The following is a 22,075-nucleotide window of genomic DNA, read 5'->3' on the forward strand; positions in this document are numbered from 1 at the left end:
ACACTCTGCCCAACGTCGATGTCGCCCAACGTCGATGTCACGAGTTCGAGCCTCGTCGAGCCTGGCCCTCCGCTCGATGCCTCCCGGGCGCATCCGTTCAATTGCTGGGGCCGTGCACCCCGACCCCATCGCTACTCGCCGGCAATCCCAGCGATCGAACGGATAGGGCGCGACCGCCACTCCGCCGCCGCTGTGACCCATGGGGAACTTGACTAGACCAGTGACGCACGGTGACAGTGGGACGGACCGCTTCCCCGTCCGGTCTCGAGGTTCTCGATGTCTCGCCCCCGCTCGGTCGCCGTCGGCATCGGCGCACTGGCCCTGCTGCTCGCCCTCGCCCCGTTCGTGCCCCGCGGCGACGACGGCCCCGGATCGCTGCGGCCGTCCACCGACACCGGGCGTACGCCGGGCGGCTCGCTGCGCACCGCGAACGCCGCCGGCCCCTCCCGGGTCACCGCCGCGATGCGGGCCGAGATCGACCGGGTGGTCGCGGCCGGGCGCACGATCGGCCGGCCCGGCAGCAAGGCCGGCGTCGCCGCGACCGCCGACGCCGTGCGCTGCGCCGACCTCGACGGCCAGCGGTACTGCCTGGGCGTCGGCTGGACCAGCGACACCGAGGCCGACGTACGCGACCGGGTCGCCGCCGCGGCTCGACGGTCGGGCCGCGCCCCGGCGACGACCACCACCGGCGACCTCGACGCGGCCGCCACCCTCGACCGGATGGCCCGGATGAGCCCGGCCGAGCGGGCCGCCGCCGAGCGCGCCGAGCTGACCGCGGCCGCGCGGTCGGTGGCCAAGGTCTGGCTGCTGCGACACGAGATCCAGGGCACGCCGCTCCCGCGCGGCTTCCTGGCCGCCCACCCGGAGGCCCGCGCCGCCCGCGACACCACCCGGCTCGCCGCGCAGCGCAAGACCACGGCCGACTACCCCCGCCGGTCCACCGTCATCAAGCCCGGCCGCGCCCGGGAGCAGAACCGCACCTACTGGTGCGGACCCGCCACGATGCAGGCGATCGCATGGGGCTGGGACGGCGAGGTCCGCACCCAGCGCCACTGGGCCCGCCGGCTCGGCACCACCCGCGACGGCACCTCGATCTCCGACATCGTGCGCGTCGTCAACCGCGCCACGGGATACGACCGGCCGGGACGCGCCGGGCCCTACATCACCCTCGATGTCGGCGACTGGTCCTTCAAGCAGTGGAAACTGCTGATGATGCGCCACATCCACGACTACCGGGCGCCCGTCGTGCTGCACCCCGTGCTGCGCCGGGCCTACTACCCCTACCTCGACGACGACGCGTCCGGCCACTTCCAGGTCGGGCGCGGCTACGACAAGTCCGGCAAGCGCCCGCTGCGGCTCGGCTACTTCGAGCCCTGGAACCAGCAGCGCTTCGACCCCTCGGAGCCCTTCATCGCCCGGGTCCAGTGGCGGCAGGCCTACAAGAGCTACCGCGCCAACCAGGCCCACCCGATGCACAACGTGGGGGTCTGATGCGACCCCGGCTGCTGGCGTGCGCCGCGATCGTGGCGCTGGCCGCGTCGGCCTGCGGATCGGACGACGAGAGGCCGGAGCCGCCGACCACCGGCAGCACCCCCAGCGAGAGCCCCGGCTCGATCGAGCCGCTGGACTGGCGCCCCGTCGACGGCCCGGTCGACGACCCCGTGACCCGCAACGGCGAGTGGACCCTCACCGTGACCGGCGACGGGTCGAGCTGGGAGCTGACCGGCCCGACCACCGGCAGCGGCGGGGGTACGGCGGGGTGGCGGGTCAGCGACGCCCTGCTCGACGACGACTGGGCGGTCGTGGTGCTCCAGGACCGGGCCGAGCGGCGGGCCGGCCGCGCCACGGTCGTCGACCTCGAGAGCGGCCGGACGTTCTCGGTCGACGGCGACTCCGACGTACCCACCACCAGCGGCGGCACCTGGGCCCTCGGCGACGACCGGCTCCTGCACGCGACCGTCGACGACGGGGCCTACTGCCTGGCCGAGGTCGACCTCGAGAGCCGGCGCTCGACGGTGGCGTGGTGCGCACCGGAGCGGCACGGCTTCAGCACCGCCCACGTGTCGGAGGACGGCGACTCCATGATGACCTTCGACGACTCCCGGCCGTCCTGCCGCACGGTCGTCACCGTCGCCGGCGGCACCGCCACCCCCTTCCCCGGCGTCACCGCGTGCAAGGGCTGGGAGGGCGTGCTCACCGACGGCGGCGCCGTCTGGTCGGAGATCCCGCGCGAGCGGCGCATCGAGGAGGCCCACTTCCAGGCGAGCATCGGCGACGAGTACGCCGACCTCGGCCCCGGCCTGGCCGGCAGCCTGGTCGAGTGCCACGGCGCGGCGTACTTCGTGCGCGACCCGCAGCGGCAGGGCGAGCCCGCCGCGTTGCTGCGATGGACGCCCGACGACGGCGCGGTCGTGGTCTACGAGTCGCCGAAGGGCCAGGCGTTCCTCGAGCCGCCGCGCTGTGGCGGCGACGCGATCACCGTCACCGCCCGCTCCTCCTCCGGCGACGAACAGGTCACCGCCGACCTCGACTGACCCGCGCTCGCCCCGGCTGTCTACGCTGGCAGGCGTGAGTGACGGCTTCACCGGATTCCCCGTCGCGGGGCTCGACTTCTACGACGACCTCGAGGTCGACAACACCAAGTCGTTCTGGGAGAAGCACAAGGCGGTCTACACCGAGTCCGTCCGCCGGCCGATGGAGGCGCTGTGCGCCGAGCTCACCGGCGAGTTCGCCCCCGACGGGCAGAGCGCGAAGGTGTTCCGGCCCTACCGCGACGTCCGGTTCGCGAAGGACAAGACGCCGTACAAGACCCATCAGGGCGCGTTCGTGCGGGTCGGCGAGGCGACGGGCTGGTACGTCGAGCTCTCGCCGCGCGGCGTCCGCACCGGCGGCGGGTTCTACGAGGCGAGCGGCCCCCGGCTGGCGGCGTTCCGCGAGGCCGTGGCGCACGACCGCTTCGGCCCCGAGCTCGAGAAGATCGTCCGCTCGCTGGAGAGGAAGGGCTTCGAGATCGGCGGCGACCGGCTCAAGACCAGCCCCCGCGGGTACGACACCGAGCACCCGCGCATCGAGCTGCTCCGGCACCGCTCCCTGACCGCGGGCCACTCCCTCGGCTTCGAGCCGGTGATCCACACCCCCGAGGTGCTCGACATCGTCCGCGATGACTGGCGGACGCTGCGCCCGCTCGTCGAGTGGTGCGCCCGGCACGCCTCGACCTGAGCGCCACCCGGGCGATACCCAGTGACGTTCTGGTTGTTCCGGTCGCCCGGGAACGACCACACCGTCACTGGGTATCGGGCCGGGCGACCCACCAGACGCCGTCGAGCGCGAGCGTGCGCAGCAGCCTCCGGCCTACGGACGCCGCGCCGTCGTCGTATGCGTCGACGACGAAGCCGCCGGGCACGTAGGCACGGACGTGGTCCTGCAGCGGCTGCTCCTCGCCGGTGCGCGCGTCGAACTCCGTCCGTCCGTGCTCGAAGAGCCAGACCCCCCCGGGCATCGCCGCACAGGGCGGGCCACCCGCGAACGCCAGGCACCGCTCCCGGGCGGGCGTCGACACCCCGGCGCTGCGGGTGTCGATCGCCACGGTGACCGTGCCGCCGCGCCAGCGCACCACCCCCCGCTGGACCTGGAACTGGTACGGCTGGTCGTCCGCGACGACGCGCGAACCCGGCAGCAGCGTCGCCAGCGCCGCGCTCATGTCGCCGGCGGCGACCGCGAGCTCCCGCGGCGACTCGCCCGGCGCCGTGGCGACACCCGCCCCGGTGCCGCCGCCCACGACCAGGAGCGGCGCGGCCGTGGCGGTCGCGACGACGGCGACAGCCGCTCCGGCCGCCGCCGCCAGCCGCCGCCGGCCGCGTCGTACCCGCCCCCGTGCCGCGGCCCCCGCCACCAGCCGTCCTACGTCGGGCTCGAGGGTCTCACCGACCCGCTCGACCAGGGCCACCATCTGCTGCTCGTTCATCGCGACGCCCTCTCCCGGGCGCGCTCGAGCGCCCGCATGCTCCGGTTCTTGACCGCGCCCGGGCTGAGTCCGAGCAGGTCGGCGACCTCGGCGACGGCGAGGTCCTCGCTGTAGCGGAGCACCAGGACGGCACGGTCCAGCGGCACCAGCCCGTCGAGGACGTCCTGCAGACCCATCCGCAGGTCCGCGGCCTCCGCGGGGTCGACGGTCGCCGACTCCGGCAGGTCGTCGTACGGCACCTCGTGGCTGCTACGCCGCCGCTGCTGGCTGATGTAGGTGCGCACGAGCGTGGTCTGCGCGTATGCCGCCGGGTTGTCGATCCGGCGGCCCCACTTCACGTAGACCTTGGCCAGGGTCTCCTGGACGAGGTCCTCGGCGCGGTGCCGGTCGCCGCAGAGCAGGTACGCCGAGCGGTAGAGCTGCGGCGTCCTCGCCACGGCGAACTGCTCGAACTCCCGATCCTTCGACATCCCGCCCTCGCTGCGTGTCCGGTGAATGGTGCTCCATCCACTACGACGCGGCCGGGCGGCGCGCGGTCACACCGGGATCAGGCGGACGTGAAGCTCGCCATCGTGCGGTCGGGCTCCCAGTAGGCCTTCATCGACGCGACCCGGCCGTCGTCGTGCACGACGTACACCATGATCAGGTCGGTCGTCGTGTGGCTGCCGTCGGGGAAGGACGTCTTGATCCGCCCGATGTTCGCGCAGGTGTTGCCGCCCGGGTTGGCGAAGGAGTCGTTGATCTCGAACTCGAACGTCGCGATCGGCGCGATCGCCTTCTCCCAGAACGCCGAGATGCCCTCGTGGCCACGATGTCCGGTGCCCTCCGGGTCGAACATCGACGGGCCGACCGGGTCCTCGATCACGGCGTCCTCGGCGTACACCGTGAGCCACTCAGCAAGATCGCCCTTGGCGACGGCCGAGTAGGAGCGCTGGGAGGCCGCGCGCGCCGGGTGGTCGTCGTTCGGCGCGTTCCAGGTGATGGCGTCGGAGGTGATCATGGCGGCATCCTAGGCGCGAACTGGAACATGTTCTAGATATCCCGGTGCGGTCGGGAGACCTTCACGCCCCGTTCACCGGGAGGTTCACCGCCGGGCCGCCTGCGACTGGGACCGTGACGCCATGGCGCGACGTACGGCGTACCTGCACATCGGACTCCCCGGCAGCGGCGGTGGCTTCGTCGAGACCGCTCTCGTCGAGCACTCCGAGTCGCTCACCGAGATGGGCGTCCAACACCCGACCATCACGGACGACGAGATGTTCCGGGCCGCGGTCGAGATCCGCCGCGACCACCGGGCGTGGGGCTACCAGCGCCGCGAGGTCGAGGGCACCTGGGCCGAGATCTGCCGGCGCACCCGCCGGGGAAGCGGCCCAATCCTGCTCAGCCAGGAGCTGCTCGCCGCCTGCACCGACGACCAGGCCGCACTCCTGCTCGACACCCTCGACGGGCACGAGGTGCACGTCGTCGTCACCGCCCGCCGGGCAGACGCCGAGCGGCACGAGCTCGCCGACCTCGCCCGGCGCTGGGCGCGGGCGGTCGGCGGCGCCGAACGGGTGCACGTGCTGGTCGCGCCGACGTACGTCGAGCCTCGGGCCTGGATCTGGTCGGCGCTCGGGGAGCTCGTCGGCTTCGACGCCGCGCGGCTGCCGTTGCCGGCCCCCGGCCTGCCACCACACCTGATGCGGTCGCTGGCCCAGGCGACCGGCCGTGACCTCGACGGCGACACCCCGACCGAGGGCGAGGACCAGCTGTGGTGGGCCTCGGCGCTGCTCTCGGCGACGCTCGTCGAGGTGGCCCGGCTGCGCGAGCAGGAGCGGGCGCTCGCGGAGCGCAACGCCAAGCTGGAGAGGAAGCGCCGCAGGCCGAGGCGCCGGCTGGCCGACGCCTGATCGGAGCGAGGCTGCCGTCAGTGCGGCTGCCAGGCCTCCTCGTGCGCGGTGCGCGCGGTGACCGCGTCGGGCAGCTGCCGGTCGGCGAGCTGCTGGATCGAGACCTGCTCGAAGACGTCGCGCAGGGAGTCACGGGCCGCGATCCAGACGTGCTGGAGCACGTCGGCGGTCTCGTTGTAGGTGACCGCCTCCGGCCGCAGTCCGTAGACGGAGACCAGCGGCCCGTCGACCGCCCGGATGACGTCGGCGACGGACACGTCCGCGGCCGGGCGCCCCATCCGCCAGCCACCGGACTGGCCGCGCTGCGACATCACGACGCCGGCGCGACGCAGGTCCGCGAGGATCGCCTGGAGGAAGCCGTGCGGAATCTCCTGGAGCCGCCCGAGCTCCTCAGCGCTCACCGCCCGGCCGTCCACCCGCGACGCCATCTCGATCAGCGCGCGGAGGGCGTAGTCGGACTTGGCGGAAACTCGCATGGGTCAAGTGTGTCAGATGTGTCGACTGGTTCACTCGACCTTGGGGTGCTTCGGCGCCCCGCCGCGACGGGGCCTGTGACGGGAGCCTCAGGCGGCGACCAGCTCGGGCTCGTCGGCGCCGGCTCGGGCCAGGCGCTCCTGCCGCACCGCCCAGACGATCCCGGTCACCCACAGCACGCCGACGACCGCGGCCAGCAGCGCGACCAGGGCACCGGACGCACCCAGCGCCTCGGCGATCGTCTTGCTGTTGGTCAGCACGATCAGGCCTCCCGCGGCGACGCCCAGCACCCGCGCGGCGAGCTTGCGGACCAGCCAGGCGGCGATCGGCGCGGCGACGACACCACCCGCGAGCAGCGCCGCAGCGTACGACCACTCGATGCCCTGCGAGCCGAGCGCGATGATGAAGCCGAGCGAGCCGCCGACGGCGACCACGAACTCCGAGGTGTCGATCGACCCGATCACCTTCCGCGGCTCGAGCCGACCCGACGACAGCAGCGTGGTGGTCCCGACCGGACCCCAGCCACCGCCGCCGATCGCATCGAGGGCGCCGCCGACCACGCCCATCGGAGCGAGGAAGCCGGCCGAGGGCCGGGACTTGAACGTCGGGCGCCGACCGCCCAGGACGAGGAAGCGCCAGATCACATAGCCGCCGAGGCCGAGCAGGATGGCCGCCACCCATGGCTTCGCGACGTCGCCGTCGAGGCTGGCCAGGAAGGTCGCGCCGGCGAAGGCGCCGACGAAGCCGGGGACGGCGAGGATCGAGACGGTCCGCCAGTCGACGTTGCCGAGCTTGTGGTGGGAGAACCCCGAGACCAGCGAGGTGCCGATCTCGGAGAAGTGGACGGCGGCCGACGCCGCGGCCGGCGCGACGCCGGCGGCGAGCAGCAGGGTGGACGACGTGACGCCGTACGCCATGCCGAGCGAGCCGTCGATGAGTTGCGCGAGCAGCCCGACGACCGCCAGGACGATGAGCTTGCGCATGTTCGGTCCGCACCCCTGAATCGGCTTTATTTACTGACTCGATCAACTTTGCCAGATCAATCGTGCTTCATGCCAATCCGCCGCGCCCGGGCGAACCCGCCTTGCGGGGTTACTGGTGGGTACGTACCATGGAAGTTACCGACGAGTAGACTCCGGATCTCCCGGACATCCAGGTGAAGGTGGGGGCAGTGAGCCACTACAAGAGCAACATCCGCGACATCGAGTTCAACCTCTTCGAGGTGTTCGGCCGCGACCAGGTGCTGGGCACCGGTCCGTTCGCCGAGGTCGACACGGAGACCGCCCGCGAGATCCTCGCCGAGGTGGACCGGCTGGCCCGCGAGGACCTCGCCGCGTCGTTCGTCGACGCCGACCGCAACCCGCCGGTGTTCGACCCGAAGACCAACACCGCGCCGCTGCCGGAGTCGTTCAAGAAGAGCTACCAGGCGTGGATGGACGCGGAGTACTGGCGGCTCACGACGTTCGCCGAGCTCGGCGGCACCCCCGCGCCGTCCAGCATCTGCTGGGCGATGGGCGAGCTGGTGCTGGGCGCCAACCCGGCCGTCTGGATGTACGGCGCCGGCCCGATGTTCGCGGGCGTCCTGTGGCGCAACGGCAACGAGCGCGACCGCCGGATCGCCCAGCTGGTCGTCGACAAGGGCTGGAACACCACGATGGTGCTGACCGAGCCCGACGCGGGCTCCGACGTCGGCGCCGGCCGCGCCAAGGCCACCCCGAACGACGACGGCACCTGGAACATCGAGGGCGTCAAGCGCTTCATCACCTCCGCCGAGGGCGACCTCAGCGACCAGATCATCCACATGGTGCTGGCCCGGCCGATCGGCGTCGAGGGCGCGGGCGGCCCGGGCACCAAGGGCCTGAGCCTCTTCATCGTGCCGAAGTACCACTTCGACCTCGAGACCGGCGAGCTCGGCGAGCGCAACGGCGCCTACGTCACCAACGTCGAGCACAAGATGGGCATCAAGGTGTCCAACACCTGCGAGCTCACCTTCGGCGACCCCGGTGTCGGCGGCGGCGAGCCGGCCGTCGGCTACCTGCTCGGCGAGGTCCACAACGGCATCGCGCAGATGTTCCAGGTCATCGAGAACGCCCGGATGATGGTCGGCACCAAGGCCATCGCCACGCTGTCGACCGGCTACCTCAACGCGCTCGAGTTCGCCAAAGAGCGCGTCCAGGGTGCCGACCTCACCCAGTCGGCCGACAAGACCGCGCCGCGCGTGACGATCACGCACCACCCCGACGTGCGCCGCTCGCTGATGACGCAGAAGTCGTACGCCGAGGCGATGCGCGCGCTGGTGCTCTACACCGCCACGTGGCAGGACCAGGTGATGGTCGCCGAGCACGCCGGGGAGCGGGACGAGCTGGCCGAGAAGGTCAACGACCTGCTGCTCCCGATCGTCAAGGGCTACGGCTCGGAGCGCTCGTGGGTACTGCTGGGCACCGAGTCGCTGCAGACCCTCGGCGGCTCCGGCTTCCTGCAGGAGTACCCGATCGAGCAGTACGTCCGCGACGCGAAGATCGACACGCTCTACGAGGGCACGACCGCGATCCAGGGCCAGGACCTCTTCTTCCGCAAGATCGTCAAGGACCAGGGCGCCGCGCTCGGCCACCTCGCCGGCCAGATCAAGCAGTTCATCGACCGCGAGGCCGGCAACGGCCGGCTCAAGAACGAGCGCGCGCTGCTCGCCACGGCCCTCGACGACGCCCAGGCGATCGTCGGCCACCTGATCAACGACCTGATGTCCGCCCAGGACGACGTCCGCAACATCTACAAGGTCGGCCTCAACACCAGCCGCCTGCTGATGGTGCTGGGCGACGTGGTCTGCTCGTGGCTGCTGCTGCGCCAGGCCGAGGTCGCGCTGGAGAAGCTGGGCGGCGACCCGGGTCGCGACCAGGCGTTCTACGAGGGCAAGGTCGCGGCCGCGCAGTTCTTCGCCCAGAACGTGCTGCCGAAGATCTCCGCCGAGCGGGTCCTCGCCGAGTCGACCGACCTGTCCCTGATGGACCTCGACGAGTCCGCCTTCTGAGCCGAGCCGGCGCCAGATTTCACCCGAGCCGGCGCCAGATTTCAGCCTGGACTGAAATCTGGCGCCGGGTCGGCGTTCAGGGCGCGGCCGATCACCTGGGTGCCGCGCTCGAAGGAGCCCGGGTCGGGGCCGGAGAAGTTGAGGCGCACGTAGGCGCCGGCGGGCTCGGCGGGGAACCACTCGTCACCGGGCGCGATGGCGACACCCGCGGCCGCGCAGTCGCGCGCGAGGCGGCGTACGTCGGTGCCGTCGGGCAGCCGGAGCCAGAGGTTCAGCCCGCCGGCGGGCAGCTCGAAGGTCGCCTGCGGCACGTGCTCGCGCACGGCGGCAGCGAGCAGGTCGCGGCGGGCGGCCAGCTGCTGGCGGAGCCCGCGGACGTGGGTGCGCCACGCGGGCTGGGTGACGACATCGAAGGCGACGGCCTGGAGCAGGCCGCTGACGTACATCGACTCGGCCTGCGCCGCCGCGAGCAGCCGCTCCCGGGCCGGGCCGCGGGCCACGACACCGGCGACCCGCACCGCCGGCGAGACGCTCTTGGTCAGCGAGCGCAGGTAGACCACGTGGCCGCTGTCGTCGCGGGCCGCGAGCGGTGCCGGGCCGGCGGTGATGCCGAAGTCGTGGGCCCAGTCGTCCTCGACGAGGAAGGCACCGTGGGCGCGGACCACGTCGAGCACCGCGCCGGCCAGGTCCGGCGACCACAGCGCGCCCGTCGGGTTGGCGAAGCTCGGCTGGGCGTAGAACGCCCGGGCGCCGGTCGTCGCGAACGCCCGGTCGAGCTCGGCAGGGTCGGGGCCGTGGGGACCGCTCGGCACCGGCACCAGCTGCACCCGCGCCTGGGCGGCCGCGCCCATCACGCCCCAGTACGTCGGGGACTCGACCAGCAGCGGCCGACCCGCACCGACCAGCGCGCGGCACGCGATGCTCAGGCCGCTCTGGCTGCCCGGCGTGACGATGACGTCGGACGCGGCCGGCGCCGTCAGGTCGGCCGGCGTGACGGCGCCCAGCTCGGAGGCGAACCAGGCCTGGAGATCGGGCAGGCCCGCGGCCTGCGGGCGGTCCACGACCGCATCGCCCCGCGCCGCCCGCGTGGTGGCGGCCCGGACCAGCCGCTCGGGCAGCAGTGCCCGGTCCGGGTAACCGGAGTGCAGGGCGACCACGTCGTTCGGCATCGTGCGGAGCGCGGTCGAGAGCCGCGGGTCGCGCTCGGGCGATGACCCCAGCGCCGCGGTCTGCCACCCGTGGTCGTGCGCCCGGACCGCACGCACCTGCCGCACGAACGTGCCCACCCCGGGCCGGCTCTCCACGACACCCTGCGTGGCGAGGGTGCGCAGGGCCTTCTGCACGGTGACGGGACTGACGCCGTGCTCGGCGACCAGCGCGCGGGTCGACGGGAGCCGTGCGCCGGGCGGGGCGTCGGCGATCCACGAGCGCAGGGTGGCGACGATCCGCGAACTGCTATCGTCGGTCATGAGTCACTACGATAGCGCTACTCTCCCTCGAGCCGCCGCGCTACATCCGCCCCGGGCCGGCGTCCGGTGGGGCCTCCTCGGCGTCCTGGCGTTCTCGTTCACGGTGCCGTTCACCCGTGTCGCCGTCGACGGCGGGCTGCCCCCAGTCTTCGTCGGGTGCGGCCGGGCCGTGGTCGCCGCGGCGCTCGCCGGAGTCGCGCTCGCGATGACCCGACAACGCCTTCCGCGCGGCCGGCAGTGGACGCGACTGGCGGTGGTCGCCGGCGGCGTGGTGGTCGGCTTCCCGGTGCTGACCTCCTTCGCGCTGACGACGGCCTCCGCGAGCCACGGCGCCGTCGTCATCGCGCTGCTGCCCGCCGCCACCGCCGTGCTGGCGGTGCTGCGCGGACACGAGCGCCCGCCGGCGACGTTCTGGGTGCTGGCCGCCTGCGGCGCCGTCGCCGCCGTCGGGTTCGCGGCGCTGCAGGGCGGTGGCCTCGGCGGCCTGGGCTGGCCGGACCTGCTGCTCTTCGGCGCCGTGCTCGCCGCCGCGATCGGGTACGCCGAGGGCGGGCTGCTCTCCCGCGAACTGGGGGCGTGGCAGACGGTGTCGTGGGCGCTCGTGCTGGCGGCGCCGGTCATGGTGGTCGCGGCGACGGCGGCCGCGGTCCACCAGCCGCCGGACGCCGGCGCGCGGGAGTGGGCGGCGTTCGCCTACCTGGCGGTCGTGAGCATGTACCTCGGGTTCTTCGCCTGGTACCACGGGCTCGCCATCGGCCCGATGACCCGGGTGAGCCAGGTGCAGCTCATCCAGCCGGTGCTGACGATCGCGTGGGCCGCGCTGCTGCTCGGCGAGCAGCTCACCTGGTCGGTCGTGGCGGGCGGCGCCGCCGTCATCGCAGGTGCCGGCGCGGCGGTGCGGGTTCGCTGGCGGGCGGCCGACCTCTAGCGTCGACTCATGAGCGACGACGCCCCGGCGGACGACCGGCCGTGGAAGAGGCCCGGGGCCGCGGCGTACCGGAAGGCGCGACTGCGCGGCATCCGCAGGCCGCCCATCACGGTGACCGAGGTGCCGGACGGACTGCTGGTCGTGGACCACGACGTGCCGGTCACCACGCGGGACGGGACGGTGCTCCGGGTCAACGTCCACCGGCCCCCGGACGGCGAGCCGCGGGCGGTGGTGCTCTGCGCCCATCCCTACGGCAAGGACAACCTGCCGACCCGGGGCAGGCGGGGCTGGACGATCCCGCGCCCCTACCGGATGCTGCGCCAGCCGGCGCCGGTCTCGTTCTCGCGCCTGACCGGCTGGGAAGCGCCGGACCCGGTCTGGTGCGTCGAGAACGGCTGGGTCGCCGTCAACGCGGACCTGCGCGGCGCCGGGACCTCGGACGGCACCGGCAGGCTGCTGTCCGACCAGGAGGGCGAGGACGTCGCGGACCTCGTCGAGTGGGCCGCCACCCAGCCGTGGTGCAACGGCCGCGTGGCGACGATGGGCGTCTCCTACCTGGCGATCTCCCAGTGGAAGGCCGCCGCGCTGCGGCCGCGCGGCCTGCGCGCGATCGTGGTGTGGGAGGGCTTCACCGACGCCTACCGCGACCTGCTGCGGCCGGGCGGCGTGCGGGAGGACGGCTTCCTCAAGATCTGGTCCGCGGGCCTGCGGCGCACCCGCCTGGCCTACGACCTCGCGCGCGAGAGCCGGAGCCGCCCCGAGTACGACGAGTTCTGGGCCTCGCTCGTGCCGGCGGTCGAGCGGATCGAGGTCCCCGCGCTGGTCTGCGGCAGCTTCTCCGACAACAACCTGCACTCGCGCGGGTCGATCCGCGGGTTCGAGCGACTGGGCTCCGCGGAGCGCCACCTGTGGACCCATCGAGGCGGGAAGTGGGCGACGTTCTACGGCCAGGAGGCCCGGCGCGACCAGCGCGCCTTCCTGCGGCGCCATCTCGACGACGGCGACGACCCGCCGCTCCCGCGGGTGCGGCTCGAGGTCCACGAGAGCAGGGACGTCAGCAGCGTCCGGGCGGAGACCGCGTGGCCGCCGCCGGACGCCGCAGCGACGCGGCTGCACCTGACCACGACCGGCCTGTCGCCCGCGCCGGCGACCGCGCCCGGCTCGCACCGGTTCGCCGCCCGCCGGGGCGGGTTCCGGATCGGCTGGACGGCGCCGGAGGACGTCGAGATCGTCGGCCCGATGCGGCTGCGGCTGCCGGTCGAGGCGAGCACGGAGCTCACTCTCGTCACGGGAGTGGAGCTGTGGCGGGACGGCCGCTATGTGCCGTTCGAGGGCTCCTACGGGTTCGGGCGCGACCGCGTCACGACCGGCTGGCTCCGGGTGCCGCGTCGGGAGGGCGTCCACGAGGTCGACGTCGAGCTCGGGCCGTCGGCGACCCGGTTCCGCGCCGGCGACCAGCTGCGGCTCGTCGTCGCCGGGCGCTGGCTGTGGCCGCGCAACCCGCTGACCGGGCAGTTCCCCGCGTGGTATCCGCCCGGCCCGCGCGGCACCGCGACGCTGCACTGGGGGCCGGGCCGGGAGGCCTACCTCCAGGTGCCGCTCATCCGCGCCTGAGCGTCCGGCCGGCGGCTCGGCGTACGGCCTCGGTGAGGCGGTCGAGCACCGGCGAGTCGAGGCGCCAGCGCTGCCAGTGCAGGGGCACGTCGACGTGCAGGCGGCTGCCCAGCGGGACGAGGCGATCGTCGAGCTGGGGCGCGGGGATCATGCCCCAGCCGAGCCCGAGCCGGACCGCCTCGAGGAAGTCCGCCGAGGTCGGCACCCGATGCACCACCGGTGGCTCGCCCGCGCCCCGGGCCGCGAGCAGATCGTGCTGCAGGGTGTCCTTCTCGTTGAAGACGACCATCGGCATCGCCGCCCAGTCCGGGCCGCGGCCACGGCGGAACCGCGCGGCGAGCTCCGAGGTCGCGGCCGGCACGTAGCGCAGGTGGCCCAGGCGCTCGACCGAGCAGCCCTGGACGGCCACGGGCTCGGAGGTGACCGCGGCCAGCACGCCGCCGCTGCGCAGCAGGTCGGCGGAGAACGCCTGGTCCTCCACGTGCAGCCGCAGGCGTACGTCGGGCCAGCCCGCCAGCTCGCCCAGGACACCGCGGAACCACGTCGCCAGCGAGTCGGCGTTGACCGCGACCGGCAGGTCCACGATGCCGACGTGGCCGTGCGCGAGGGCATCGCGCACCTCGTCGTGCAGCAGCCGGGTCTGCCGGGCCAGGCGCACGAGCGCCTCACCCGCAGGCGTCGGCAGGCAGGGCGTGGCGCGCTGCACGACGACCTGACCGACCTCCGACTCGAGCGCGCGGATCCGCTGGCTCACCGCCGACGCGGTCACGTGCAGGTGGCGCGCGGCCGCCTCGAACGTGCCGTGGTCGGAGATCGCCACCAGGGCATCGAGCTGGGCGGGCGCGAGGTCCATGAAGCGATGCTAATGGTCTTGAAGAAACATTCGCTGGTCTACATCGCGCGCCAGCCCTAGCGTTGCGGGGTGCTCGACTCGTCGCTGGCCGGTCTACTCACCGGCCTCTCCCTCATCGTGGCCATCGGCGCCCAGAACGCCTACGTGCTGCGACAGGGTCTCGCGCGCGAGCACGTCGGCCTCGTCGTCGCGATCTGCGCACTCTCCGACGTCGTGCTGATCACCGCGGGCGTCGCCGGCATCGGGCGGATCGTCGAGGGTGCGCCGTGGGTGTTGGAGGTGGTGCGCTGGCTCGGCGTCGCGTTCCTCACCTGGTACGGCGTGGCGTCGCTGTGGCGCGCCCGCCGGGCCGAGACCCTGCACGCCGCCGACCGGGTGACGGTGAGCCGCCGCGGGGTCGCCGCACGCGCCGCCGCGTTGACCTGGCTCAACCCGCACGTCTATCTCGACACCGTGCTGCTGCTCGGCACGATCGCCAACCACGAGGGGCCGACGGGACGCTGGTGGTTCGCGGCCGGGGCCTGCGTGGGGAGCGTGCTGTGGTTCTCGGGGCTCGGGTTCGGCGCCCGCTACGCGAGCCGCTGGCTGGCCCGGCCCCGGGCCTGGCAGGTCCTCGACGTGCTCATCGGCGTGACGATGCTCGCGATCGCGCTCTCTCTCGCCCGAGGGTGAGCGGGCGTCGTACCCGGTCGTTAGGGTGCTAGGCATGGGTGACCGCGAGCTGCTGGCCGGCTACGTCGACGTGTGGTGGCAGGCGATCAACGACTTCACCGACCTGCTCGAGGAGCTCACGGACGAGGACTGGTCGGCGCCGACCGACCTGCCGGGCTGGGATGTCCGGGCCGTCGCGTCGCACGTCGCTCACCTGGAGGGGGTCCTCGCCGGACAGCCCGAGGAGACCGCGGACGTCGGGGAGCCGCCGCACGTGAAGGGCCTGCTGGGCCTCTACACCGAGGTGGGCGTGGTCAACCGCCGCGATGCGAGCCCCGACGCGATCATCAACGAGATCCGGGCGGCGGCGACGGCCCGGCACACCACGCTGCTCGCGGACCCGCCGACCGACGCCGCCGGCAAGCCCGAGCCGATCTTCGGCGGCGTGCCGTGGGACTGGCGCACGCTGCTGCGCAACCGCCCGCTGGACGTCTGGATGCACGAGCAGGACATCCGCCGCGCGGTCGACCGCCCCGGCGGGATGGACTCCCCCGCCGCGCGGCACACCGCGGAGTACCTCGCCGAGAGCCTCGGGTACGTCGTCGCCAAGCGCCTCGGCGCCCCGGCCGGCACCACGGTGGTGCTCGAGCTCGACGGCAGCTCGCCGTTCGCGTTCGGGGTCACCGACGCGGGGCGCGGCGAGCGGCTGCCCCACCCACCCGCGCCGCCGACGGTGCTGCTCCGGATGGAGCGCGAGGCGCTGATCCGACTCGCCGGTGGCCGCTGCCGGCCCGAGTCCGGCACGGTGGAGGTCGAGGGCGACCAGGAGCTGGGCCGACGCATCCTCGATGCGATGGCGACCACGCCGTGACCCGGGCCGACCGCTGGACGCTGGCCGACCTGCCCGACCAGGGCGGCCGCACGATCATGGTCACCGGCACCACGGTCGGCGGCCTGGGCCACGTCACGGCGCTCGAGCTGGCCCGGCGCGGCGCGCGGGTCGTGCTCACCGGCCGCAACCCCGACAAGCTCGTCGAGGCCCGGCGGACGATCCTCGACGAGGTGCCCGGTGCCGAGCTGGAGTCGGTGGAGCTCGACCTCGCCGACCTGTCGTCGGTACGCCGTGCCGCCGCGACCGTCGCGGGCCTCGGGGCGATCGACGTGCTGGTCAACAACGCGGGCGTGATGGGCACGCCCCACCACCGCACCGCCGACGGCCTCGAGCTGCAGCTGGCGACCAACCACTTCGGGCCGTTCCTGCTCACCGGGCTGCTGCTGCCGCAGCTGGTCGCCTCGGAGGGCGGCCGGGTCGTGACGGTCTCCTCGCAGATGCACCGGGTCGCCCGGTCCGCGCCGCTCGACGATCCCCGGGCGCCACGGGGCCGGTACCGGCGCTGGCCGGCCTACGGGCAGACGAAGCTGGCCAACCTGCTGTTCACCTACGAGCTCGACCGCCGGCTGCGCCGCGCCGAGCTGCCGGTCAAGGCGCTCGCCGCGCACCCCGGCTTCGCGTCGACCCACCTGGCCGCCAACGGGCAGTACGGCCGCTCCTCCGGCGGCATCGCCACGATCCTCGACGGCGCGATCAGGCTGGTCTCGCCCAACACCCCCGCCGAGGGCGCGTGGCCGACGCTGATGGCCGCGACGGCCGACCTCCCGGGAGCGACGTACGTCGGGCCCGACGGGCTCCTGGAGTGGGGCGGCCACCCCCGGGTGACGAGGAGCAACCGGCTCTCCTACGACGAGACCGCCCAGCGGCGGCTCTGGCAGCTCAGCGAGCAGGCGGTCGGCATCACCTACCCCTGACCGACCCCGGCCCCGACCAAAGTCGCGGCGCCGTGGACCCGCGGCCGATGTGCCGCCGCGGCGTACCGGCGAGGCTGACGGGGTGGCAACGCAGATCTGGACGTCGACCGTCGACGGCCGCGCCCATCGCGTGGAGGCCGACGACGGCTTCACCCGGCGGGTGCGGTGGTACGTCGACGACGCGCTGGCCGCCGAGAAGAGGTCGATGGACGAGAAGATCCGTCTGGAGGCGCCCGTGGGCCGGCTGACCGTCCGCTTCACCGCGCTCGGCGCTCCGCGACGGGCGACCCTGGTCACCGAGGACGGACTCCTCGAGGACGGCGTCGACCTGGTGCCGGAGCCGGACTCGAAGGCGGCCCGGCACGAGGAGGCGGTGCGCGCCCACCCGGAGCGGTACGCGCTGATCCAGGCGACCGGAGGAGTCGCCAAGGTCGTGGTGCCGATCGTGGTGGCGGCGCTGCTGGCGCGCTTCGCGTTCTCCCTGCCGCTGCCGTCGATCCCGCTCCCGGACCTGCCCTCCCTCCCGATCCCCGATCTGCCCTCGCTGCCGCTGCCGGACCTGCCCTCGCTGCCGCTGCCGGACTGGTCGATGCCGGGCTGGGTCGAGCGCGTCCTCGACGTCGCGCGCTACGTCTGGCCGGTGCTGCTGGCCTACCTGCTCGCCCGGGCGGAGATCAAGCGCCGCCGCCGCCAGGACCGGCAGCGCGAGGACGGCGACGGCGGCGGGTCGCGCTGAGCCGTCCCGTGGTCGCCGGCGGCGCCGCTCAGTGCGCGACGACCATCGGCGAACCGGCGACCGGATCCGGCACCACCTCGCAGGCCAGCCCGAAGACCTGCTCGACGAGGTCGGCCGTCACGACCTCGGCGGGGGCTCCCGCCGCCACCACGCGGCCGGCCTGCATCGCCACCAGGTGGTCGGCGAACCGGGCCGCCTGGTTGACGTCGTGCAGCACCACCACGACCGTGCGGCCGGCGTCACGCAGCCTGGCGAGGAGCCGGAGCAGGTCGTACTGGTGGGCGAGGTCGAGGAAGGTCGTGGGTTCGTCGAGGAGCAGCAGCTCGGTCTCCTGGGCGAGCACCATCGCCAACCAGACCCGCTGCGCCTGACCGCCGGAGAGCTCCTCGATCCGCCGCGATGCCAGGTCCTCCACTCCCGTGTCGAGCAGCGCGCGGGTCACCGCTGCCTCGTCGACGTCGGTCCAGGTCGAGCGCCAGTCGCGGTGCGGGTACCGGCCACGGCGGACGAGGTGGGTGACCGAGATGCCCTCCGGTGCGACCATGCGCTGCGGCAGGAAGCCGATGCGCCTGGCGACCTCCCGCGGCCGGAGCCGGCGCAGGTCGACGCCGTCGAGCTCGACCCGCCCGGCCCGCGGCTCCTGGAGGCGGACCAGTGCGCGCAGCAGCGTCGACTTGCCGCAGGCGTTCGGGCCGATGACGGCCGTGAGCCGGCCGGGCGGTACGGCCAGGCTCAGTCCGGTCGAGACCACCCGCTCGCCATAGCCGAGCGTGAGGTCGTGCGCCACCAGGCCGGTCATCGCTTCCTCACTTCCATCACCAGGAGCCAGATCAGGTAGGCGCCACCGACCGCGGTGGTGATCATGCCCACCGGCAGCGGCACGGGACGGGTCAGCGTCTGCGCCAGCAGGTCGGAGACGGCCAGCAGCAGCGCACCGGTCAGCGCCGCGGGCAGCAGGGGCACCCCCGCGCTGCCGGTGATCCGGCGTCCGATCTGGGGCGCGGCCAGCGCCACGAACGAGATCGGCCCGGCCACCGCGGTGACGGTCGCGGTGCAGCCCACCCCCAGGACGACCAGCGCCAAGCGATGGGGGCCGAGCCGGACGCCGGACGTGGTGGCCAGGTCGTCACCGAGGGCCGCCTGGTGCATGGTGCGCGCGGACAGGGCCAGGCCCACGGCCAACGCGGCGATGAGCACGAACGGCAGCCGCACGTCGTGCCAGTCGGTGCCGTTCAACGAGCCCGCGCTCCACGCGGTCGTCGCCATCGCCACCTCCAGGTCCGCACGGATCACCAGCCACTGGTTGGTCGCGGTCACCATCGCGTTGACCGCGATGCCGATGACCACCAGCCGCATCCCGCTGAACCCACCCTTCCGGGCGAGCGCATAGACGACGACGGCAGCGGCCAGGCCGGCAACGACCGACCCGGTCGCCACCTGGGCCGCCGTCCCACTCAGGCACGCCGTCACCACGAGCGCCCCGGTGAACGCGCTGGCCTCGAGCCCGATGATGTCGGGACTGCCGAGAGGGTTGCGGGTGAGGTTCTGGAACACCGCTCCCGACAGTCCCAGCGCAGCCCCGAAGACGAGGGCTGCCGACACCTGCGGAGCGCGCCACCGGGTGATGACGAACGTCTGCTCGCCATGGCCGAGGAGGCCGGCCAGCGTCTCCCCCGGGGTGCTCCAGGTCGCCCCGTGCATCAGGGTGACGAACGCGACCAGCAGGCCGGTGACGACGATGCCGACGCACCCGACGACCAGCCGGGGGCCGCCGGGTTGGCCCAGGGCCGACCTCACGGGTCCACCGTCCCGTAGCGGCGGACCACCCAGATCAGCACCGGGCCGCCGACGAAGGCGGTGACCACGGCCACCGGGACCTCTCCCGTCGGCAGCAGCAGCCGAGCCACGACGTCGGAGACCAGGATCAGCACCGGCCCGAGTACGACGCAGTAGGCGAGCAGCCAGCCGACCGAGCCGGCGGTCAGGCGACGGACCAGATGCGGCACGATCAGGCCGACGAAGAGGATCGGGCCGGCGATGGCGGTCGCCGCCGCCGCCAGCACCGTGAGGACCACCAGCGTGATGGTCCGGGTGCGGGCAACCCGGGTGCCCTGGGTGTGGGCGACCTCGTCGCCGAGCAGCATCGCGTCGAGCGGCGGCACGAGGAGGAGGGCCGCGGCCAGGCCGACCGCGATCACGAGCAGTGGTAGCTCCAGCGGCACCTGGTCGCGGCCGGCCAGCGATCCGACCGACCAGAATCGGTAGTCGTCGAACACGTCGGGCAGCGCCAGCCGGATGCCGAGTCCCAGGCCGCCCAGCACCGCGCTGAGGGCGACCCCGGCCAGCACCAGGCGCAGGGGCGAGCTGCCGCCCACGGCGTACACGACCGCCGTCGCGGCCAGGGCGCCGACCGCGGCGGCGACGAACTGCGCCGCCTGGGCGTCGGCCTGCCACAGCGCAGTGGCCAGCAGGATCGCGAAGGACGCACCCGCGGTGACCCCCAGGATGCCCGGCTCGGCGAGGGGGTTGCGGGTCAGCGTCTGCACCAGGGCGCCCGACACCGCGAGCGCGGCGCCGACCGCGATGCCCAACCACATGCGCGGCAGCCGGAGGTCGCGGACGACGATGTGGTCGTCGGTGGCGGCGTAGTCGGTGAACGCCCGGACCACCTCGTCGAGCGGCACGGTGCGGGTGCCGACGGCGAGGCTGGCGGCGGCCGCGACGAGCGCCGCCGCCAGCGCGAGCAGGAGCCCGGAGAGCCTCCGGCCGGGGTCACTCATTCCTGCAGATCGGCGACGCCGCGCTTCCAGTACCCGGTCACCAGTGAGTCCAGGCCCTGCTCCCGCGCCCACCGGCGCAACGGCTTGATGTCGCCCGCCTCCCCGGCCGCGAAGACGAAGGTGCGCCCGTCGGCCCGGGCCAGCGCCTGCACGTGCTCGGCCAGCCGCGACCCGCCGCTGCGGTCGAGCCAGGTGATCGACACCCCGTCCCGCGACGCCAGCGGGTAGTCCCGCTCGTGGTCGTGGTCGTGGTCGATGACGACATCAGCGCTCACGTCGGCCGGCGACTCCGCCAACCAGCGCGCGAGCGCCGGGAGACCCGTGGGGTCCACGGCCAGCACGTAGTGGTCGTAGTTGTGGGCGAACGCCTTGGCTCCGGGCGGGCCGGCGACCACCACCGGATCTCCGACCGCCGCCGTGCGCGCCCACTCCGAGGCGACGCCGCCGGCGTGGAGGACCACGTCGAGGTCGACCTCGCAGGCGTCGGGGTCGTAGCGCCGCACGGTGTACTTGCGCGCCGGCGGGTAGGGCCGCGGCCAGTCCAGCTCCGAGTGGTCGTTGACCACCGGGTCGTTGCGGGTGCCGTCGGGGAACGGGAAGACGATCTTGACGTGGTCGTCGGCCTGGTGGCTGTGGAAGCCGGCGAACTCCGGGCCACCGACGGTGAGGCGCAGCATGGAGGGGTTGAGCTCGGTTCGTCGTACGACGGTGCCGCGCGTGACCAGGATCGGGTAGCCGATCCGCTTCACCCCGTGTCCGTCGGCGTGGAACGCCGCGACCCGCGGGCCGGGATCGGCCCTGGTGAAGTCGTCCTCGTGCTCATGGTCGTGCTCATGGTCGGCGTCGGTCACTTCAGCTTCTCCAGCTGCGCGTCCAGGGAGTCGAGCGTCATCAGCGCGGAGGTGTAGGTGGCGGCCTCGGTGTATTGGGTCGGGAAGACGTTGCCGGCCCTGACCGCGGGCAGGTTCTTCCAGAGCTTGGAGTCCAGGACGTACTGGACGGCCTCGGACACCTCGCCCGAGATGTCGAGGCTGTAGGTGATCGCGTCGGCGTCGCCCAGGCTCTCGGGCAGCTCCTCGATCGCGGGGTACTCCGACACGTCCTCCGAGCCACCGCCCTTCTTCGCCACCCCGCCGTAGTAGGTGACCCCGATGTCGGTGGCGACGTTCGTGCCCCACGAGCCGGCGAACTCGCGGTGGAACTGCCCGGCCGCGACGTCGCCGTACGCCCCGACGTGCCCGAACTCGACGCCGGCGAGCGCGTCGGCGTACTTCTCCTCGAGCTCCTGCGCCCTGGCCAGGTAGGCCGCCCGCGCCTGCTCGAAGCCGTCGGTGGCGCCGGCGGCATCGGCCTGCTTCTCGCTGATCGTCTTCCACGAGTCGGGCATGCTCGGGCCGATCACGACGACGGGCGCGATCGACTCCAGCTTCTCCATGTCCAGGTCGACCAGGGCGGGCTGGGGGACGCCGATCACGATCAGGTCCGGGTCGGCCTGGGCCACCGCCTCGTAGTTGGTCTCCGCGGCGACCTCTCCGGCCACCTTCGGCAGCTCCTCGTACGTCGCGCGATCCGCCTCGGTCATCATCGCGACGCCACGCGACCACTCCGAGATGCCGACCAGGTCCGCGTCCGCCTCGATGAGCACCGGTACGGCGTACCCGGTGGCCACGATGCGGTCGGGGTCGGCCGGGATGGTGATGTCGCCGTTGTCGGCGCTGAAGACCCGGGTCGAGGCATCTGACTTCTCGGCGGACTCCGCGTCGGAGCACCCGGCGAGCGAGAGTCCGAGGGCGATGGCGACGAGGGTGGGGATGGCGCGGCGCAGGCCACGGGTGGGAGGACGCATGGACATATAAGTAAGGCTAGGCTTACCTCAATCAGGT

Annotated in this window: 23 protein-coding genes; 11 read left to right on the top strand and 12 right to left on the bottom strand. The window is 73.5% G+C overall.

What is annotated here, in order from left to right; translation table 11 throughout:
- Window positions 1-276: 276 nt before the first annotated feature.
- Genes KM427_RS23925 through KM427_RS23935 form a run of 3 tightly spaced genes read left to right on the top strand, consistent with a single transcriptional unit; the run spans window position 277 to window position 3,219 of the window.
- Entirely contained in the window at window positions 277-1,491 is a 1,215-nt protein-coding gene (locus KM427_RS23925) for a C39 family peptidase (protein ID WP_215525566.1), read from the top strand.
- Complete coding sequence (locus KM427_RS23930; RefSeq protein ID WP_215525567.1) at window positions 1,491-2,534, top strand: hypothetical protein; 1,044 nt, start codon at window positions 1,491-1,493, stop codon at window positions 2,532-2,534. The genes KM427_RS23925 and KM427_RS23930 overlap by 1 nt, the downstream gene beginning before the upstream one ends.
- 34 nt (window positions 2,535-2,568) lie before the next feature.
- The gene (locus KM427_RS23935) at window positions 2,569-3,219 is read left to right on the top strand and encodes a DUF2461 domain-containing protein (protein ID WP_215525568.1); all 651 of its coding nucleotides are present in this window, start codon (window positions 2,569-2,571) and stop codon (window positions 3,217-3,219) included.
- Between the two features lie 64 nt (window positions 3,220-3,283).
- Here KM427_RS23935 and KM427_RS23940 read toward each other — a convergent pair whose 3' ends face one another.
- The 3 genes from KM427_RS23940 to KM427_RS23950 all read right to left on the bottom strand — a co-directional run bounded on the left by KM427_RS23940 (window position 3,284) and on the right by KM427_RS23950 (window position 4,964).
- The gene (locus KM427_RS23940; RefSeq protein WP_215525569.1) at window positions 3,284-3,964 is read right to left on the bottom strand and encodes a hypothetical protein; all 681 of its coding nucleotides are present in this window, start codon (window positions 3,962-3,964) and stop codon (window positions 3,284-3,286) included.
- Complete coding sequence (locus KM427_RS23945) at window positions 3,961-4,434, bottom strand: SigE family RNA polymerase sigma factor (protein ID WP_215525570.1); 474 nt, start codon at window positions 4,432-4,434, stop codon at window positions 3,961-3,963. The genes KM427_RS23940 and KM427_RS23945 overlap by 4 nt, the downstream gene beginning before the upstream one ends.
- Before the next feature lie 77 nt (window positions 4,435-4,511).
- Complete coding sequence (locus KM427_RS23950; RefSeq protein WP_215525571.1) at window positions 4,512-4,964, bottom strand: nuclear transport factor 2 family protein; 453 nt, start codon at window positions 4,962-4,964, stop codon at window positions 4,512-4,514.
- 121 nt (window positions 4,965-5,085) lie between these two features.
- On the opposite strand from KM427_RS23950, the gene KM427_RS23955 reads away from it, so the two are divergent.
- Entirely contained in the window at window positions 5,086-5,853 is a 768-nt protein-coding gene (locus KM427_RS23955; protein ID WP_215525572.1) for a hypothetical protein, read from the top strand.
- A 17-nt stretch (window positions 5,854-5,870) separates the two neighbouring features.
- Here KM427_RS23955 and KM427_RS23960 read toward each other — a convergent pair whose 3' ends face one another.
- The gene (locus KM427_RS23960) at window positions 5,871-6,329 is read right to left on the bottom strand and encodes an RrF2 family transcriptional regulator (protein ID WP_183595175.1); all 459 of its coding nucleotides are present in this window, start codon (window positions 6,327-6,329) and stop codon (window positions 5,871-5,873) included.
- A gap of 87 nt (window positions 6,330-6,416) precedes the next feature.
- Window positions 6,417-7,310 carry a sulfite exporter TauE/SafE family protein gene (locus KM427_RS23965; protein WP_215525573.1) on the bottom strand — a complete coding sequence of 298 codons (894 nt, stop codon included), beginning with the start codon at window positions 7,308-7,310 and terminating at the stop codon, window positions 6,417-6,419.
- A 188-nt stretch (window positions 7,311-7,498) separates the two neighbouring features.
- On the opposite strand from KM427_RS23965, the gene KM427_RS23970 reads away from it, so the two are divergent.
- Window positions 7,499-9,355: an acyl-CoA dehydrogenase gene (locus tag KM427_RS23970; protein ID WP_215525574.1), complete on the top strand. Its 1,857-nt coding sequence runs from the start codon at window positions 7,499-7,501 to the stop codon at window positions 9,353-9,355.
- A 41-nt stretch (window positions 9,356-9,396) separates the two neighbouring features.
- Here the strand turns inward: KM427_RS23970 and KM427_RS23975 are convergent, their stop codons facing one another.
- Entirely contained in the window at window positions 9,397-10,824 is a 1,428-nt protein-coding gene (locus KM427_RS23975; protein WP_215525575.1) for an aminotransferase-like domain-containing protein, read from the bottom strand.
- Here KM427_RS23975 and KM427_RS23980 point away from each other — a divergent pair.
- Together KM427_RS23980 and KM427_RS23985 are read left to right on the top strand one after the other, a co-directional pair.
- Window positions 10,823-11,752 carry a DMT family transporter gene (locus tag KM427_RS23980; RefSeq protein WP_215525576.1) on the top strand — a complete coding sequence of 310 codons (930 nt, stop codon included), beginning with the start codon at window positions 10,823-10,825 and terminating at the stop codon, window positions 11,750-11,752. The genes KM427_RS23975 and KM427_RS23980 overlap by 2 nt on opposite strands.
- Before the next feature lie 9 nt (window positions 11,753-11,761).
- Window positions 11,762-13,366 (top strand): CocE/NonD family hydrolase, encoded by a 1,605-nt coding sequence (locus KM427_RS23985; protein WP_215525577.1) that lies wholly within the window; start codon window positions 11,762-11,764, stop codon window positions 13,364-13,366.
- Here KM427_RS23985 and KM427_RS23990 read toward each other — a convergent pair.
- A complete protein-coding gene (locus KM427_RS23990) occupies window positions 13,353-14,219 on the bottom strand; it encodes a LysR family transcriptional regulator ArgP (RefSeq protein WP_215525578.1) in 867 nt (288 codons plus the stop codon). The genes KM427_RS23985 and KM427_RS23990 overlap by 14 nt on opposite strands.
- Window positions 14,220-14,288: 69 nt before the next feature.
- Here KM427_RS23990 and KM427_RS23995 point away from each other — a divergent pair, with 69 nt between their 5' ends.
- The 4 genes from KM427_RS23995 to KM427_RS24010 all read left to right on the top strand — a co-directional run bounded on the left by KM427_RS23995 (window position 14,289) and on the right by KM427_RS24010 (window position 17,412).
- Window positions 14,289-14,891: a LysE/ArgO family amino acid transporter gene (locus tag KM427_RS23995; protein ID WP_215525579.1), complete on the top strand. Its 603-nt coding sequence runs from the start codon at window positions 14,289-14,291 to the stop codon at window positions 14,889-14,891.
- A 34-nt stretch (window positions 14,892-14,925) separates the two neighbouring features.
- Window positions 14,926-15,741 carry a maleylpyruvate isomerase family mycothiol-dependent enzyme gene (locus KM427_RS24000; RefSeq protein WP_215525580.1) on the top strand — a complete coding sequence of 272 codons (816 nt, stop codon included), beginning with the start codon at window positions 14,926-14,928 and terminating at the stop codon, window positions 15,739-15,741.
- Complete coding sequence (locus KM427_RS24005) at window positions 15,738-16,676, top strand: oxidoreductase (protein ID WP_215525581.1); 939 nt, start codon at window positions 15,738-15,740, stop codon at window positions 16,674-16,676. The genes KM427_RS24000 and KM427_RS24005 overlap by 4 nt, the downstream gene beginning before the upstream one ends.
- A gap of 82 nt (window positions 16,677-16,758) precedes the next feature.
- Window positions 16,759-17,412 carry a hypothetical protein gene (locus KM427_RS24010; protein WP_215525582.1) on the top strand — a complete coding sequence of 218 codons (654 nt, stop codon included), beginning with the start codon at window positions 16,759-16,761 and terminating at the stop codon, window positions 17,410-17,412.
- A 28-nt stretch (window positions 17,413-17,440) separates the two neighbouring features.
- Here KM427_RS24010 and KM427_RS24015 read toward each other — a convergent pair whose 3' ends face one another.
- From KM427_RS24015 to KM427_RS24035, 5 genes are read right to left on the bottom strand one after another with little or no spacing between them, the layout of a single operon-like run.
- Window positions 17,441-18,211, bottom strand: coding sequence for an ABC transporter ATP-binding protein (locus KM427_RS24015; protein WP_215525583.1), 771 nt, complete (start codon window positions 18,209-18,211; stop codon window positions 17,441-17,443).
- Window positions 18,208-19,209: a FecCD family ABC transporter permease gene (locus KM427_RS24020; protein ID WP_215525584.1), complete on the bottom strand. Its 1,002-nt coding sequence runs from the start codon at window positions 19,207-19,209 to the stop codon at window positions 18,208-18,210. Before KM427_RS24020 ends, KM427_RS24015 begins: the two co-directional genes overlap by 4 nt.
- Window positions 19,206-20,192 carry a FecCD family ABC transporter permease gene (locus KM427_RS24025; protein WP_215525585.1) on the bottom strand — a complete coding sequence of 329 codons (987 nt, stop codon included), beginning with the start codon at window positions 20,190-20,192 and terminating at the stop codon, window positions 19,206-19,208. Before KM427_RS24025 ends, KM427_RS24020 begins: the two co-directional genes overlap by 4 nt.
- Entirely contained in the window at window positions 20,189-21,043 is an 855-nt protein-coding gene (locus KM427_RS24030) for a siderophore-interacting protein (protein ID WP_252274831.1), read from the bottom strand. The genes KM427_RS24025 and KM427_RS24030 overlap by 4 nt, the downstream gene beginning before the upstream one ends.
- Entirely contained in the window at window positions 21,040-22,044 is a 1,005-nt protein-coding gene (locus KM427_RS24035; RefSeq protein ID WP_252274833.1) for an ABC transporter substrate-binding protein, read from the bottom strand. The genes KM427_RS24030 and KM427_RS24035 overlap by 4 nt, the downstream gene beginning before the upstream one ends.
- Window positions 22,045-22,075 lie beyond the last annotated feature (31 nt).

Origin of the sequence: Nocardioides sp. LMS-CY (genome assembly GCF_018732145.1) — a bacterium.
Taxonomy (GTDB): domain Bacteria; phylum Actinomycetota; class Actinomycetes; order Propionibacteriales; family Nocardioidaceae; genus Nocardioides; species Nocardioides soli.